The sequence below is a fragment of the Seonamhaeicola maritimus genome (genome assembly GCF_008056315.1).
Classification (GTDB): domain Bacteria; phylum Bacteroidota; class Bacteroidia; order Flavobacteriales; family Flavobacteriaceae; genus Seonamhaeicola; species Seonamhaeicola maritimus.
The window spans coordinates 692281-706685 of the sequence record NZ_VRKQ01000010.1; the positions used below are offsets into that span (position 1 = coordinate 692281).

At 33.5% G+C, this 14405-nt stretch carries 9 protein-coding genes; 5 read left to right on the forward strand and 4 right to left on the reverse strand.

Annotated elements, in window-relative coordinates:
- Nucleotides 1–11: 11 nt before the first annotated feature.
- The 4 genes from FUA22_RS11240 to FUA22_RS11255 all read left to right on the forward strand — a co-directional run bounded on the left by FUA22_RS11240 (nt 12) and on the right by FUA22_RS11255 (nt 10459).
- Complete coding sequence (locus FUA22_RS11240; RefSeq protein WP_147768363.1) at nt 12–1538, forward strand: RagB/SusD family nutrient uptake outer membrane protein; 1527 nt, start codon at nt 12–14, stop codon at nt 1536–1538.
- Between the two features lie 739 nt (nt 1539–2277).
- Nucleotides 2278–5307, forward strand: a complete 3030-nt coding sequence (locus tag FUA22_RS11245) for a SusC/RagA family TonB-linked outer membrane protein (RefSeq protein WP_147768365.1) — start codon at nt 2278–2280, stop codon at nt 5305–5307.
- 14 nt (nt 5308–5321) lie between these two features.
- On the forward strand, nt 5322–6926 hold the full coding sequence (locus tag FUA22_RS11250) for a RagB/SusD family nutrient uptake outer membrane protein (protein ID WP_147768367.1): 1605 nt from the start codon (nt 5322–5324) through the stop codon (nt 6924–6926).
- Nucleotides 6927–7087: 161 nt separating this feature from the next.
- Nucleotides 7088–10459, forward strand: a complete 3372-nt coding sequence (locus FUA22_RS11255) for a VCBS repeat-containing protein (RefSeq protein WP_147768369.1) — start codon at nt 7088–7090, stop codon at nt 10457–10459.
- A gap of 26 nt (nt 10460–10485) precedes the next feature.
- On the opposite strand, the gene FUA22_RS11260 is transcribed toward FUA22_RS11255, so the two are convergent.
- Genes FUA22_RS11260 through FUA22_RS11270 form a run of 3 tightly spaced genes read right to left on the reverse strand, consistent with a single transcriptional unit; the run spans nt 10486 to nt 12755 of the window.
- A complete protein-coding gene (locus tag FUA22_RS11260; protein ID WP_147768371.1) occupies nt 10486–11070 on the reverse strand; it encodes a transglycosylase domain-containing protein in 585 nt (194 codons plus the stop codon).
- Nucleotides 11071–11091: 21 nt separating this feature from the next.
- Nucleotides 11092–12114, reverse strand: a complete 1023-nt coding sequence (locus FUA22_RS11265; RefSeq protein WP_241664813.1) for a glycosyltransferase family 9 protein — start codon at nt 12112–12114, stop codon at nt 11092–11094.
- Nucleotides 12115–12149: 35 nt separating this feature from the next.
- Complete coding sequence (locus tag FUA22_RS11270) at nt 12150–12755, reverse strand: DUF4254 domain-containing protein (protein ID WP_147768373.1); 606 nt, start codon at nt 12753–12755, stop codon at nt 12150–12152.
- 71 nt (nt 12756–12826) lie between these two features.
- Here FUA22_RS11270 and upp point away from each other — a divergent pair, with 71 nt between their 5' ends.
- On the forward strand, nt 12827–13486 hold the full coding sequence (upp, locus tag FUA22_RS11275) for a uracil phosphoribosyltransferase (protein ID WP_147768375.1): 660 nt from the start codon (nt 12827–12829) through the stop codon (nt 13484–13486).
- Here the strand turns inward: upp and FUA22_RS11280 are convergent.
- On the reverse strand, nt 13457–14398 hold the full coding sequence (locus FUA22_RS11280) for a DUF6427 family protein (protein WP_147768378.1): 942 nt from the start codon (nt 14396–14398) through the stop codon (nt 13457–13459). The genes upp and FUA22_RS11280 overlap by 30 nt on opposite strands.
- Nucleotides 14399–14405: the final 7 nt, after the last annotated feature.

A 14405-nucleotide genomic window follows, 5' to 3' on the forward strand; every position in this document is an offset into this window, starting at 1 on the left:
AAACATTAAATATGAAAACAAATAGTTTAAAAAAGGTGTTAAAGAGTACAGCTACAAGCTTGTTCTTCTTAATGGCTATAATTGGCATAACTACTCAAAGTTGTGCTAATTTGGATCCAGACCCAACCGAGTTTAACTTGCCACCAGAGTCTTTTGGAAGTTTAGAAGAAATGGAAAGTGGTATTGGAGGTGTTTATAGTCAAGTTACTCTAGCGGCGCGTATGACTACATTTTATGCTCCTGCTTGGGGAGGTGATGATATGACAACGCATCGTGCCCTTAATAAAGCTGACTTTAGAGAGTTTGATCAAAGAGCTGTTTTATCATCAAACAATAGATTACTAAGAAACTGGAATGCTATTTTTGATGCCGTTAATGCAATTAATGGTGTACTAGAACGTTCTGCGGGATTAGTAGGGTTAGAAGCTGTTGATCAAGGTCTATTACAACAATATATAGGAGAAGCATATTTTTTAAGAGGTATATTATTTTATCAGTTAGCACGTGTGCACGGAAGAATTCCATTACCATTAACAAAATTCCCAGACCCAAATATTTCAAGAGCACAATTAGATGAAGTTTATCTTCAAATTGAATCTGATTTATTGGCTGCTGAAGAAAGGCTTCCGGCAATTTATCCTGGGGTTAAAGCTGGTGCACCAAGACCAAATAGTGGTTCTGCTAGAGCCTTATTAGCACGTTTATATATGGATTGGGGAGGTTTCCCAATGAAAGATGCTAGTAAATATGCTTTAGCGGCATCTTCCGCTAAACAAGTAATGGACAATGCTGCATCTCATGGTTTTGGATTGGTTGATGATTTAGAAGATTTATGGACATTGGACGGACGTTTTAGTAAGGAATCTCTGTACACCATTGCATATTGTAAAGGATGTCCAAATAATTCAGTTGCTAATAGAAAATTTAGCCGATTGGGTCTTCCTGCAGATTTAGGAGGATGGAATGAAACTTTCGCTGAGATTAAGTTTTTCGAAGATTTCCCAGCAGGCCCAAGAAAAGAGGCTACCTATAGATTAGATTTAGATTGGACCACTTTTAATGCTCAAAAAAGTCCGGTATTTAAGAAAATTACTGGTCCTCCAGGAGATTTGAATCCTGGTGATTTTTTAACTGAGAGAAACGATTTTATCATGCGTTATGCCGAAATATTATTAATTTATGCTGAAGCTTCTGGTCTATCTGGAAATGTTACTCCTGATGCTTGGGAAGCTCTTAATAAAATTAGACGTAGAGCTGCAGGATTACCTTTTGCGACTCCTGATGCTGGAGTTGATCTTACTTCTGGGGCCATAGAAGATTTAGCGTTTGAAGAAAGCAAATGGGAATTTGCTGGAGAGTATAAAAGATGGTATGACCTAATGCGTAGAGAAAAAGTAGCTGAGGTATTATCAGTTAGAGATAATGTTAGCGGTTCAGTTGCGGAGCATAATCCAATTATTGGAAGTTTAGAAACCAGTAATTACTTAGCTCCAATTCCTGCCGATGCAGTAGCTAGAAATCCAAATCTAGCAAATTAATAGACAGTTTTAGATTGTTTTAGTTTTAAAAGCGATTGTGGATAAAATTCACAGTCGCTTTTTTTCATTACTTAAAATCACCTTTCAATTTTTAAGTTTTTCATTTAAAGCTGGCAACAAGGAGCCTTTATACCAAAATTTCTAACTTTTCCTTCAAAATTAAGCTCCTAAGTTAAAATTGAGTACTTTTTTGTTAATATTGAGTACTTTTTTGTTTTTTTTAAAATATAATTTGGCTCCCGCGTTCATATTTGAATAAATATTTCAAATAACATAAATGAAATTTTAAGTTAAAAATGGTAAACTGGTTTCATATTTGGAACTTCAAACCTATATTGCTAACAAATGAAAAGTAAAACTAGCAGTAATTATAAAAAAGGAAGTTTTTATTGTTTTTTTAAATCACATTGCTATATTTACCACCAGTTAATTAACAAATTAATACTTTTTCCAACTAAAAATCATTAATTTATTAACTGAAACTTTACAAAACTAAAACTAAACTATTATGAAACGAAAACTACGCATCCTTCTCAGGATCAGCCATTTAACTAGGCCAGATTCCTGTAGCATTAAGCAATTTACTCAAACCTTTCCGAGTAACTTTTAACTTATTTCAAATTAAAATAAAGACTTAGGGTGTAATTTACTTTACATACCTATTAACCTATTTATTTAACTTTTTTGAGTAAAAGCTTAAATTTAATATTCAATTTTTTTCAACTAAAACTAAACAATTATGAAAAAACAATTTTCTAAGTTGCTAAGGGCTTGCTCTATTTTTGGGCTGGTTTTAGCTTTAATGAGCTTTCAGGAAACTTCAGCTCAACAAACAGTTAGCGGTACAGTCGTTGACGAATCTGGAGTTGGTATTCCAGGAGCCAATGTACTTGTAAAAGGTACCTCTAAAGGTTCTGTGACTGACTTTGACGGTAATTTTAGTATTTCTGCATCGTCATCTGATGTACTTGAAATCTCATTCTTAGGTTATGTAACGCAATCTGTTACTGTTGGCGACCAAACATCAATTACGGTTACTTTGGTAGAGGACGCTGCTCAACTTGATGAAGTTGTAGTTATTGGTTATGGTACTGCTAAAAAGAGTGATATAACTGGTGCGGTTTCAAGGGTGACTTCACAAGCATTCGAAGATCAACCAATGACTAGGGTTGAAGACGCCCTACAAGGTAGAGCTGCCGGTGTAACGGTTGCAAAACAAAGTGGTGCTCCTGGTGCCCCTGTAAAAATTCGTATTAGAGGTACAAACTCTATTACTGGTAACAACGATCCTTTAGTTGTTATTGATGGTATTATTGGTGGAGATTTAAGAACATTAAACCCTAATGATATTGCAACATTAGACATATTGAAAGATGCATCGGCAACGGCCATTTATGGTTCTCGAGGTGCAAATGGGGTAATCTTAATATCTACCAAAAAAGGTTCTGGTAAAGGGAAATTAGATGTTGACATGTTTACATCTTTTTCTGAAGTGCCAGATTTCCTTCCAACTTTACAAGGTTCTAGAGCCGGAGATTTTGCAAGAATTGAAAATCAGCTAAGAGGAAATGAGTTTATCCCTTTATCAGAAATTCAAGCCTTAGATCAAATTGGTGGTGTAGATTACCAAAAAGAATTATTTCAAACGGCAATGACTAGTAACGTTCAATTATCTTATAGTGGAGGTAATGAAAATGTGAATTACTTTGTTTCTGGAAACTATTCAAATCAAGAAGGTATTGTAATTACTACAGGTTATGAAAGATATTCAATAAGAGCAAACGTGAGCTCTCAAATTACAGACAAACTTAAAATTGGAGTTAATATTTTTGGAAGTAGAGCTACTTCTGAAAACGACATTAACTCATTTAGCCGTTTTCAAGGAAGTTTAGTGGCACATGCTGTTACTTGGGATCCTACAACTCCTTTAAGAGATGCAGATGGAAACTGGAATGAAGGTTCAACAAGATCTTTAGCATCTTTAAATTACAACCCAATTGCTAGATTACATCAAAGTGATATTCAAGAAGTTCAAGATAGATTAAATACAAATGTAAATGTGAGCTATGATATCTTAGAAAACTTAAACTATACGTTAATTGCAGGTGCTAGTACATACAACAGAACGCAAGAGAGAATTACTAGAGATTATGGTGAAACAGATGCCGCTTACAATGGTAACACATCAAGAAATCATCAGGTGAGTAATATTGTTACTTATAATAAATCTCTTAATAATCACAACTTCAAATTAACAGGGGTTTATGAATTCCAAGAAGGTGTTGGTAAAGTTCTTAATCTAAATTTAGATAACTTAACAGGTCCTTTAAGTTATTATTTAGCTGAGTTAAATTCAGGTATTGACTGGAATAACAATAAAACTGAAAATTCAATAGAATCTGTAATGGGACGTTTAGAATATAATTTTAACGAAAAATTATTTTTAACTGGTACCGTTCGTCGTGATGGGTCTTCAAGATTTCAAGGCGACAATAAATGGGGTACTTTCTATTCATTTGCTGGGTCTTATAATTTAACCGACTCTTCTTTTATTCAAGATAGCGGCTTATTTAGTTCTTTAAAGGTGAGAGCTGGATGGGGGCAAGTAGGTAACCAAAATATAGGTATTTATAGTACATTTGATTCTGTAAGTTTAGGTAGTGTTTATGCCTTTGATGGTGCAGTAAGAGAAGTTGGTTCTACAGTAGGTAACATCGGTAATGCTAATACTACTTGGGAAACTACCACGCAAACCAACGTTGGAGTTGATTTTGGAATACTTGATGGCAAAATTGATGTTAGCTTAGATTGGTACACAAAGAGTACTACAGATTTATTATTAGCAGTTCCTATTCCTGCCACTTTAGTAGGACCTAGTAAATCACAAATACAAAATGTTGGTGAAGTAGAAAATTCAGGGATTGATATTGCAATTGGAGCAACCATTGTTAAAAATGACAACTTTAGTTGGGACTCTAATTTAAGTATGTCTTTTGTTAAAAACAAAATTGTTGACTTAGGTCTTGATCCATTAGGTAACACGCTTGAGGAAATACAAGGTCAGTTTGGTAGTATCGATGGTCAAGGTAGAACTTGGAACGTTTTCCAATTAGGGCAACCATTAGGGCAAATTCAAGGTTCAACGTTCTTAGGAACTTGGAAAACATCTGAAGCTGCTGAAGCTGCTCAATTTAACAGAGCACCTGGTGATGCCAAGTATTTAAGAGATGCTAACGGAGACCGTGTTATTAGTGTAATAGGTAACGGTACACCTACAATGCTTTGGGGCTGGAACAATACTTTAGCTTATAAAGATTGGGATTTAAACTTCTTCTTTCAAGGGTCTCATGGCAACGAAATGTTAAATGCATTTAAAGGAACCATTGTTGGTGCCACAGGTAACCAAAGAAGTTTTGGTCATCCAATGCAATTAAATCAATGGACTTCGACTAATGAAACAGATATACCTGCTGGAGGTGAAAATGATTATGGATCAACTAGATATATTGAAAACGGTGGTTTTGTTAGATTAGCAAACCTTAATATTGGCTATACTTTTAACGATGTTAAAGGATTTGATTCTATTAAAGTATATGCTGGTGGTCAAAATTTATTTTTAATTACAGACTATGAAGGATATGATCCAGAGCTTACTTCTAGACCAGCAAACAATAATGGAACTGTAGATGCGGCACCTGGTATAGACATAGGGGCTTATCCTAATCCACGCGTTTATAATGTAGGAGTGAAATTTAGATTAAAAAATTAAAAAAAAGATAGATTATGAAAAAATACACAAATTTTAAAAACCTAAAAGGTCTATTTTCTTTAGTAGTAGCCTCTATGGTTTTGGCATTGGGCTTTCAAAGTTGCGTGCCATTAGAAGAAAACCCTGGTGAAGTGCAATTAGCACCAGGAGCTTATACAGATATTTCGGAACTTAGACTAGGGGTAACTGGTATTTATGCTAGTTTAAGAAACGCCTCTCAATGGTCTACGTTCTATGTAAATGGTTGGTCTGGTGATGATATTACTACACACAAAGCAAGTAATAAGGCTGATTTTAGAGAAGCAGACCAAAGAGCCATTACTAATGAAAATAGTAGGTACCAAGATAACTGGAGAAACATCTACGGTATGATTTTTAATGCCAACACGGTACTTAAAAACATAGGTGACACCCAATTTGTTGGTGAAGAAGCTGAACAAAATAGACTTTTGGGAGAGATTTATTTCTTAAGAGGGGCTATGTTTTTCCATTTAGCACGTGAACATGGTAGAATTGCTATTCCTACCACACCAGATATCGATTTTGAAATTGGTTTAGGGTCTCAAGAAGAAGTTTATGCTCAAATAGAATCAGATTTCTTACAAGCGGCAAACTTATTACCAGATATTTATCCTGGATTAGCCAATGGCGGTGCTCCAAGACCTAATTCTGGTTCAGCTAAATCTATGTTAGCTAGATTATATATGGACTGGGCAGGGTTTCCTTTAAGAGATACCTCTAAATATGCGCTTGCAGCAAGTACTGCTCAAGATGTTATAAACAATGCTGCAGCCCATGGATTTCAATTAGATGAGAATCCTGGTGATATGTGGAGTATGGCTGGTAGATATACTAACGAGTCTGTTTGGACCATAGTTTATTGTGTGTCATGTGGAACACGTAATGGTAAATTTGCAAGATTAGGATGGCCATCAGATAAACAAGGATGGGGTGAAACTTTTGCTGAAATCAGATATTTTGAAGATTTCCCAGAAGGTGCTAGAAAAAATGCCACATACAGAATGGATGCTGATTGGGTAAACTTTAGTGATCAAGTAACTCCTGTGTTTAGAAAAATTGTTGGACCAGCCACAGAAGATGATTATGCGCTAGGAAGACATTTCTCTGACAGAAGTGACTACTATATGAGATATGCTGAAGTTCTATTAATTTATGCTGAAGCTTCTGCACGTGCAGGAAGCGCTAATGCAGCGTCTTGGGAAGCTCTTAACAAAGTAAGAAGAAGAGCTGCTGGACTTGATTATAATGCAAGTTACGCATCTGCCGTTCCTCAACGTGTTAGAAATGTTGACGACACTGCTTGGGAAGACCACCCAACTTTAACATATCAAGATGTAACTAGTGGAAATTTAGCTGATTTAACAGTTACAGAACGTAAATGGGAATTAGCTGGTGAGTGGATTCGTTGGAATGACTTAGTTCGTTTAGAGCTTGTTGCTGATGCATTTGCTAACAGAGATCCTCAGGTAACTCCAGATGTTGTTAATGGTGGAATTATCTCGGTACAAAATGATGTTATTGGTTCTACAGGTACTGATAATTACTTTGCACCTATTCCAATTAGAGAAGTGGAATTACTTCCAGGTTTAGGTAACTAAAAATTATTTTAGATAACACTAAAAAGCGGTTAGATTTTAAAAATCTAACCGCTTTTTTAATTTAAAAAACCTTAAATATTAGTTTTAAACTAATTATCATTAGCGACAACAATTTTGTAAATTAGCTGAAACAATTTTCTCTTTACAGAACCCTATAAATCATGCTTTCATCTTCAATATTTTCGTTTAGATCAAGACCTTTTTTCTTTACAGTAATTTCTCTTTTGTTTCTCCATATTGTCTCTTGTAAAAAAGACGTAGAACAAACTCAGGAGACAACTACTTTAGAAGATAAACAACCCAAATTATTCACTACAATTAATTCTTCTGAATCTGGTATTGATTTTATAAACACACTAGAAGAAACTTTGGAATCAAACTACTTCCAATATTTGTATACCTACATTGGTGGTGGTGTTGCGGCTGGGGATATAAATAACGATGGTTTAATAGATTTATACTTTACATCCAATCAAGATGAAGATAAATTATACCTAAACAAAGGTTCGTTTAAGTTTCAAGATATAACAGAAAGTGCCGGTATAAAGAATATTAAAGGCTTCAATACAGGAGTAACCATGGCCGACGTAAATAATGATGGTTTTCTTGATATTTACGTGTCACGTGGTGGATGGCAGGATGATGATAATAAATTCGCTAATCTACTATACATTAATAACGGGAACAACACATTTACCGAAAAGGCAAAAGAATTAGGTTTAGATGATGATAGTAGAACTATACACGCTACATTTTTTGATTATGACAATGATAATGATTTAGACTTATATGTTTCTAACTCGCCAGATATTGAAGGAAAAAGTAAAGTTCAAGATTTAAGGCCTACATATAAAGATGCTAAAAACCTTGAATTAAAAGGCTGTGACAAGCTGTTTAGGAACGACGGAACAGGTCATTTTACTGATGTATCCAGAAAAGCGAAATTACAATTTGATCTTGGTTTTGGCTTAAACCCTCAAGTGGGTGATTTAAACAATGATGGGTGGCAAGATATTTATGTGTGTAATGATTTTGACTATCCTGACTTAGTTTATATTAATAATGGAGATGGTACGTTCACTGAATCTAGAAATGAGATGTTCAAGCACATTTCATACAATAGTATGGGCAGTGATTTTACCGATATTAATAATGATGGTTATTTTGATTTAATGACTTTAGATATGAACCCAGAAGATTATGTAAGGTCAAAAACCACCATGTCCATGACATCGGTTAGTCAATTTGAGCAAATGGTTGATAATGATTATCACTACCAGTACATGCACAATATGCTCCAATTAAATAATGGTAATGGTACTTTTAGTGAAATTTCAAAAATGTCTGGGGTAGCAGATACAGATTGGAGTTGGTCCATCTTATCAGCAGATTTTGATTTAGACGGTTTCAATGACATGTACATTACCAATGGCGTTTTTAGAGATGTTTTAGATAGAGATGTTCATAATGAAACTCTAAGAATCCTTAGAGAAAATGGTAGAAAACCAACAGATGAAGACTTTCTAAGATTTTCTAAAATGATGCCTCAACAAAAACTCACAAACTATTTTTATAAAAATAATGGTGATTTAACTTTTGAAAACACCTCAAATAATTGGGTAGATTCTTCACCAACGTTTTCTAACGGTGCCACCTATGCCGATTTAGATAATGATGGTGACTTAGATATTGTAGTAAACAACATTAATGATGAGGCTACAATTTTAAAAAACAATGCAATAGAATTCAATTCTGGCAACTATTTGAAAATTGACTTAAATGGCCCAGATAAAAATAAGAATGGTTTAGGGTCTACCATAACACTTGAACAAGTAGATGGTAATATTCAAACTAGGCAATTAACCAATACCAAGGGATTTTTATCTTCAGTTTCAAACATTGTTCATTTTGGCTTAGCTAAAGACAATGCTATTAAACAAGTTACAATTAAATGGCTAGACGGAAAGACGCAAACCTTACAGAATGTGAAGCCTAATGCACTTTTATCAATATCCTATGCTGATGCTGCACTAAAAGAAGATACGGCACCAACTTCTAAAAGCAAGCCGCTTTTAACAAAACTAAAATCATCTTACAAGCATACAGACCCATACTTTAATGATTATGATTTACAGGTTTTACTACCTCATAAATTATCTCAATTAGGTCCTGCTTTAGCTAAATCTGATGTAAACAATGATGGTATTGAGGATATTTTCATTGGTGGAGCAAACGGTCAGCCAGGTAAATTATTATTAGGAAATAGTGGCGGAACTTTTAACATTAAAAAGAATGAATCATTTATAGCGGATAAAAGATATGAAGATGTGGGAGCAGCTTTCCTAGATGCTGACGGAGATGGAGATGAAGATCTTTATGTTTCACATGGAAGCTATGAGTATTATGGTTATCCTTCAGCACTTCAAGATATTCTTTATTTAAACGATGGATCTGGAATTTTCACAAAAAAATTTGACGCCTTACCTGAAATTAAATCTGCTGGAAGTTCTGTAGCTCCTTTTGATTATGATAATGATGGAGATATTGATTTATTTGTTGGGGGAAGAGTAATACCTGGTAAGTACCCTCAACCTCCGTTAAGCTACTTATTGGTTAATGAAAATGGCGTTTTTAATGATAAAACGGATGAGTTAGGTGCGGAATTAAAAAATATTGGATTAGTAACTGATGCAGTTTGGAGTGATATTAATGGTGATAATAAAGTCGATTTAATTGTTACAGGTGAATGGTTAGGTGTTGATGTTTTTATTAATCAGGACAATAAATTGGTTAAGAACAAAGCTTATGAAGAATTATCATCTCATGTTGGTTGGTGGAATAGATTGCTGGCCACAGATTTTGACAATGATGGAGATATAGATATCATAGCAGGAAATTTAGGGCTTAACTATAAGTTTCATGCTTCACCAGAAAAACCTTTTCAAATCTATTCTACAGATTTCGATTTTAATGGGACAGAAGATGTAATTCTTGCTAAAGAATATAACGGAGAAGAAGTTCCAATAAGAGGGAAAACATGTATGACGCAACAAATACCTCATTTAGCTCAAAAAATACCTAATTATAATGAATTCGCGAGTAAAAACCTTGAAGGCATTTTAGGAAAAAGACTCGGTGTAGCTTTAAACTATAAGGCTACCGAATTTAGATCAGGTATTTTTGTAAATAATGGTGAAAAAGGATTTGAATTTATGCCTTTTTCTAATTCCGTTCAAGCGTCACCAATTAATAGTATTTTATCATATGATTTGAATAATGATGGAAATGATGATTTAATTTTAGCTGGAAATAATTATCAGTCCGAGGTAGAAACTACCAAGGCTGATGCAGGAACAGGCCATGTTTTATTAAGTGACGGCAAAGGTAATTATACATATTTAACTCATCAAGAATCAGGGTTTTTCGCTGATAAGGATGTAAGAAATATGGTCTTAGTCAATGGAAAAAACAACAAATATATTTTCATTGCCAATAACAATGACTATCAGGATTTATTTACAATTTCAAAATAAAGTGAAATCCTTTGTTAATTAATAGTTTAATGAGTTCCTAATGGTCCTCTTTTTGGAAGACTTACGAGGCTAGGTTTTTTCATTAAAGCAATTATATCTTTAAATTCTTGATCGGTAAGATTCTCAAGAGGTTTTGCAAAATAAAATTGAGCTACTTGATTTATTCCTTTAAAATCAATAGTAAACTGGTAGTTATGCAGCGCCCAGTTCAAACATTCTTTTTGGGTTCTTCTATCCTCAAGTTTCCAAGCTAATACATAGGCTTTTTTTCTAGAAATGCTAGTGCTATCACCATCTTTTCTACTAAATTTAGAAATGGTTGAAGCCAATATACTTGGGCTTTTAACATAGTTTTTTGCAAAAAAGCCTTTTACTAATTGCTTATTTAAACTAGTAGATAGAACCTTTGGGTAAGCTTCTTCATATAACTCATAAAATCGTTCTGGTAAATTGTCTGCAAATTCTATCCTACCCGCTAATTCTTCAAACTCATCAGCAGAAATAAAATCTTCAGAAGTGCTTTTTAAATAATGATATCCCACAAAAGTTGCAAAACCACCAAATACAATTACCCAAATAACAAATTTTAATAATCGTTTTACAAGTCTCATATTTATAAATTTTTGAATTCTCTAAACTAAATTTTTAATCTTCCTTATCACATCCTTTGGAGAGATACTTCTAGTTGCTTCTTTGTACGATTCTGGGAACTTATTCCCATAAACAGAGGTTGGGATTTCAGGAAACTTTTTCCTGTCTGATAATAATGCATAATCTTCTGGTTGATTGAAAGGAACAAATCCAGCATAAGGATGTGTTACGCCCCAAATAGTAACAGTTTTAACACCTAACATAGCAGCAATATGTCCATTACCAGAATCCATTGAAAGCATGACGTCTAAATTGGAAATAAGATCTAATTCTTCGTTTAAAGATAGATTGCCAGCAACGTTTACAACGTTCTCAAACTTGTTTTCCATACTGCTCAAAACTTCTATTTCCTTTTTACCTCCACCAAATAAAACGATATGATATTCCTTAGAAAGATTCGCAATAACCTCTTCCATTAAATCTAATGGATACATCTTACTTTCATGAGCTGCAAAAGGCGCAATCCCAATTTTCTTTTTAGAAAGATTACCCAATAAACCTTCAAGCTTTCCATTCAATTTAACATTATCAGGAAAATTGGGGGTTGATAAATCAATTTTTAAACCAAGTTTTCCAAATACATCAGCATAACGTTGATGCGTTGTTTTTAATGGTTTAAAAAACTTTCCTGTAATTAAATCATTCTTCTCTTTTCTCCCCTTTTTAATCTGAATAAATGGCTTCCCAGTTAAAAAGAGCTTTAAAATATTGCTTCTTAAAACATTATGTAAATCGGCTACCGCATCAACTTTTAACTTCCTTAGTTCCTTTGAAAGCTTGAATAACCCTAAAACACCTTTATGTTTTCCTTTTAAATCTACAGGATAGACTTCAACTTTAGATAAACTCCAAAAGAATGGTGCAAAGAATGGCCTTGTTAGTACTGTAACCTTAACTTCGGGATGTTGTTGAACCAAAGCCCTTAAAACTGGCACAGTCATAGCAACATCTCCCATGGCAGAAAGACGAATTACTAATATATGTTCAGGTTGTTTTTTAGGCATCTCAACTTAAGATGAGATTGTATTTACACAAGAATTTACTTTTGAGAGCGTAGTACAGGGTTTAACTCATCATCATTATACATCTTCATCTGTTTGTATACCTTCATGTACTTATCGCCTTTTTCAATATCGCTTAAAAGAGTATCAATAGCTGTAGACAAGTCTACGCGTTGCTCTAATAATACATCTAATTTCTTTTGGCAAGCACCTCTATGCGCATCAGAAGCATCTGTACGTGTTGCTTCTTCATTCATATGGTAAACTTTCAGTGCCAAAATAGATAATCTATCAATTCCCCATGCTGGACTTTCTGTGTTGATAGTTGCATCATCTTTTACAGTTACGTCTTTATACTTTTCTAAAAAATAACCATCAACATATTCCACCATATCAGTCCTATCTTGGTTAGAAGCATCTATTTGTCTTTTCAAAGTTAATGCTGCCACAGGGTCAATTTGAGGATCTCTAATAATGTCTTCATAATGCCACTGAACAGTATCTATCCAACATTTTCTATATAACAAATGCTCTAATAAACTATCCTTGGTATAAGGATTGTTAAAAGGCTGATCTACTGAATCAATTTTATGGTATTCTTCAATAACTTCTTGAAAAATTTTATTGGCTTTACTTGTAAACATGATGTACTAAATTTTAACTACAAATATACTTTAATTTAATAACTTTACTATTCAAACAATACCCTGTTTTTATGCAAATTCATAACATCTCACAGCAAAATTCTATCCTAAATACATTCCTTTCAGAAATTAGAAATATTAATATTCAAAATGACCGAATGCGCTTTAGAAGAAACATAGAACGCATAGGTGAGATTTTGGGGTATGAATTGAGTAAATCATTAAATTATCAATCTAATTCAGTTGAAACACCTTTAGGGAATTCTGATATTAACCTAATGGAAAATGACATTGTTTTGTGTTCTGTATTAAGGGCTGGTGTTCCTTTACATAATGGGTTATTAAACTACTTTGATAACGCTGAAAACGCCTTTATATCTGCATATAGACATCATAAAGACAATCCTGAAAGTTTTGAGATTATAGTTGAATACTTGGCATGCCCTAATTTAGAGGGAAAAACACTTGTTTTGGCAGATCCTATGCTTGCAACTGGTCAATCTATGGTAGCTACCTTTGAAGCTTTAAAACCTTTTGGAACACCAAAAGAAATTCATTTAGTAAGTGTAATTGGTGCGCAACATGGTGTTGATTTCGTTCAAAATAGCTTTGAAAGCAACTCCCATTTATGGATTGCCGCAATTGACGAAACATTAAATGACAAAGGATATATTATTCCTGGTTTAGGTGATGCCGGCGACTTAGCTTTTGGCGAAAAGCTGCAGCACTAATAGTACAATTGGCATCACCACTAAAGTTGATAAAAAGACTTCTTTAAACCATTTTTCTTTAATAGTTTCAACATAATTAGTAATAATTATAGCCAATGGGGCAAATAAAAATAAGAACTCACTTCCGTTCTTATTAGGGGCTTGAAATACAATAAAAAAAGCAAACACAGCAGCCAAAATTATTATTTTAAAAGAAGCTCTATAGGCTTTCTTTTGTTTTTTGATGTTCTGTAAATAGAATACCGAAGACCATACTCCAAAAGACAATAATAAGGTTATTGCTACAATAAACCGGGTGGAGTCATAGCTATTAAAATCATAGCTTAATTCTGGAGAGATATTCAAAATATCGAAAAAACTATCATAAAAAAATAATGATATCGCTACTGATATAACAAAAACAGTTGCTACACCAATAAAAGGTATTACCCAGTGTTTAATATTATTATCAGTATAAAGGGCAAGAGCAATAGGAATTAATGCAAAAAATAAAATTGACCAAAAGTAAAACAATGATGCAATGGCTATCCAAAAAGCAGCATCAAACAATTTTTGCTTTTCACTACGTTGAGAACGCAAACTCATAATACGTCTTAAACTCAACAATACAAAAAAGTTAGAAAAAAGAATATTCGCATTAATTGTTGTCGAAGGAATTAATAGTAAAAACAAACTAAACAGTAAGATTTCGTAGTTGTTTTGCTTAGTTAAACTGTTCTTACTAACAATAAAATTTAAAAGTAAAATTGAAAGGTAACATGTAAAAAGAAGTACTAATTGTTTACCAATAAAAAGCATGGTAATTGATTCTTTTGTCAGCTCTAATCTAGCCACTAAAAAAGCTAAAAGCATAACAAAAAAAACAATGATAAAATTTATTGGCTTAGATTTACTAAAAATACTTGTTATCATTAACTGT

Excerpts from the sequence above, each read along its gene's own strand:
- FUA22_RS11240 (WP_147768363.1), top strand. The coding sequence starts at position 12 with ATGAAAACAAATAGTTTAAAAAAGGTGTTAAAGAGTACAGCTACAAGC.
- FUA22_RS11245 (WP_147768365.1), top strand. The coding sequence starts at position 2,278 with ATGAAAAAACAATTTTCTAAGTTGCTAAGGGCTTGCTCTATTTTTGGG.
- FUA22_RS11250 (WP_147768367.1), top strand. The coding sequence starts at position 5,322 with ATGAAAAAATACACAAATTTTAAAAACCTAAAAGGTCTATTTTCTTTA.
- FUA22_RS11255 (WP_147768369.1), top strand. The coding sequence starts at position 7,088 with ATGCTTTCATCTTCAATATTTTCGTTTAGATCAAGACCTTTTTTCTTT.
- FUA22_RS11260 (WP_147768371.1), bottom strand. The coding sequence starts at position 11,070 with ATGAGACTTGTAAAACGATTATTAAAATTTGTTATTTGGGTAATTGTA.
- FUA22_RS11265 (WP_241664813.1), bottom strand. The coding sequence starts at position 12,114 with ATGCCTAAAAAACAACCTGAACATATATTAGTAATTCGTCTTTCTGCC.
- FUA22_RS11270 (WP_147768373.1), bottom strand. The coding sequence starts at position 12,755 with ATGTTTACAAGTAAAGCCAATAAAATTTTTCAAGAAGTTATTGAAGAA.
- upp (WP_147768375.1), top strand. The coding sequence starts at position 12,827 with ATGCAAATTCATAACATCTCACAGCAAAATTCTATCCTAAATACATTC.
- FUA22_RS11280 (WP_147768378.1), bottom strand. The coding sequence starts at position 14,398 with ATGATAACAAGTATTTTTAGTAAATCTAAGCCAATAAATTTTATCATT.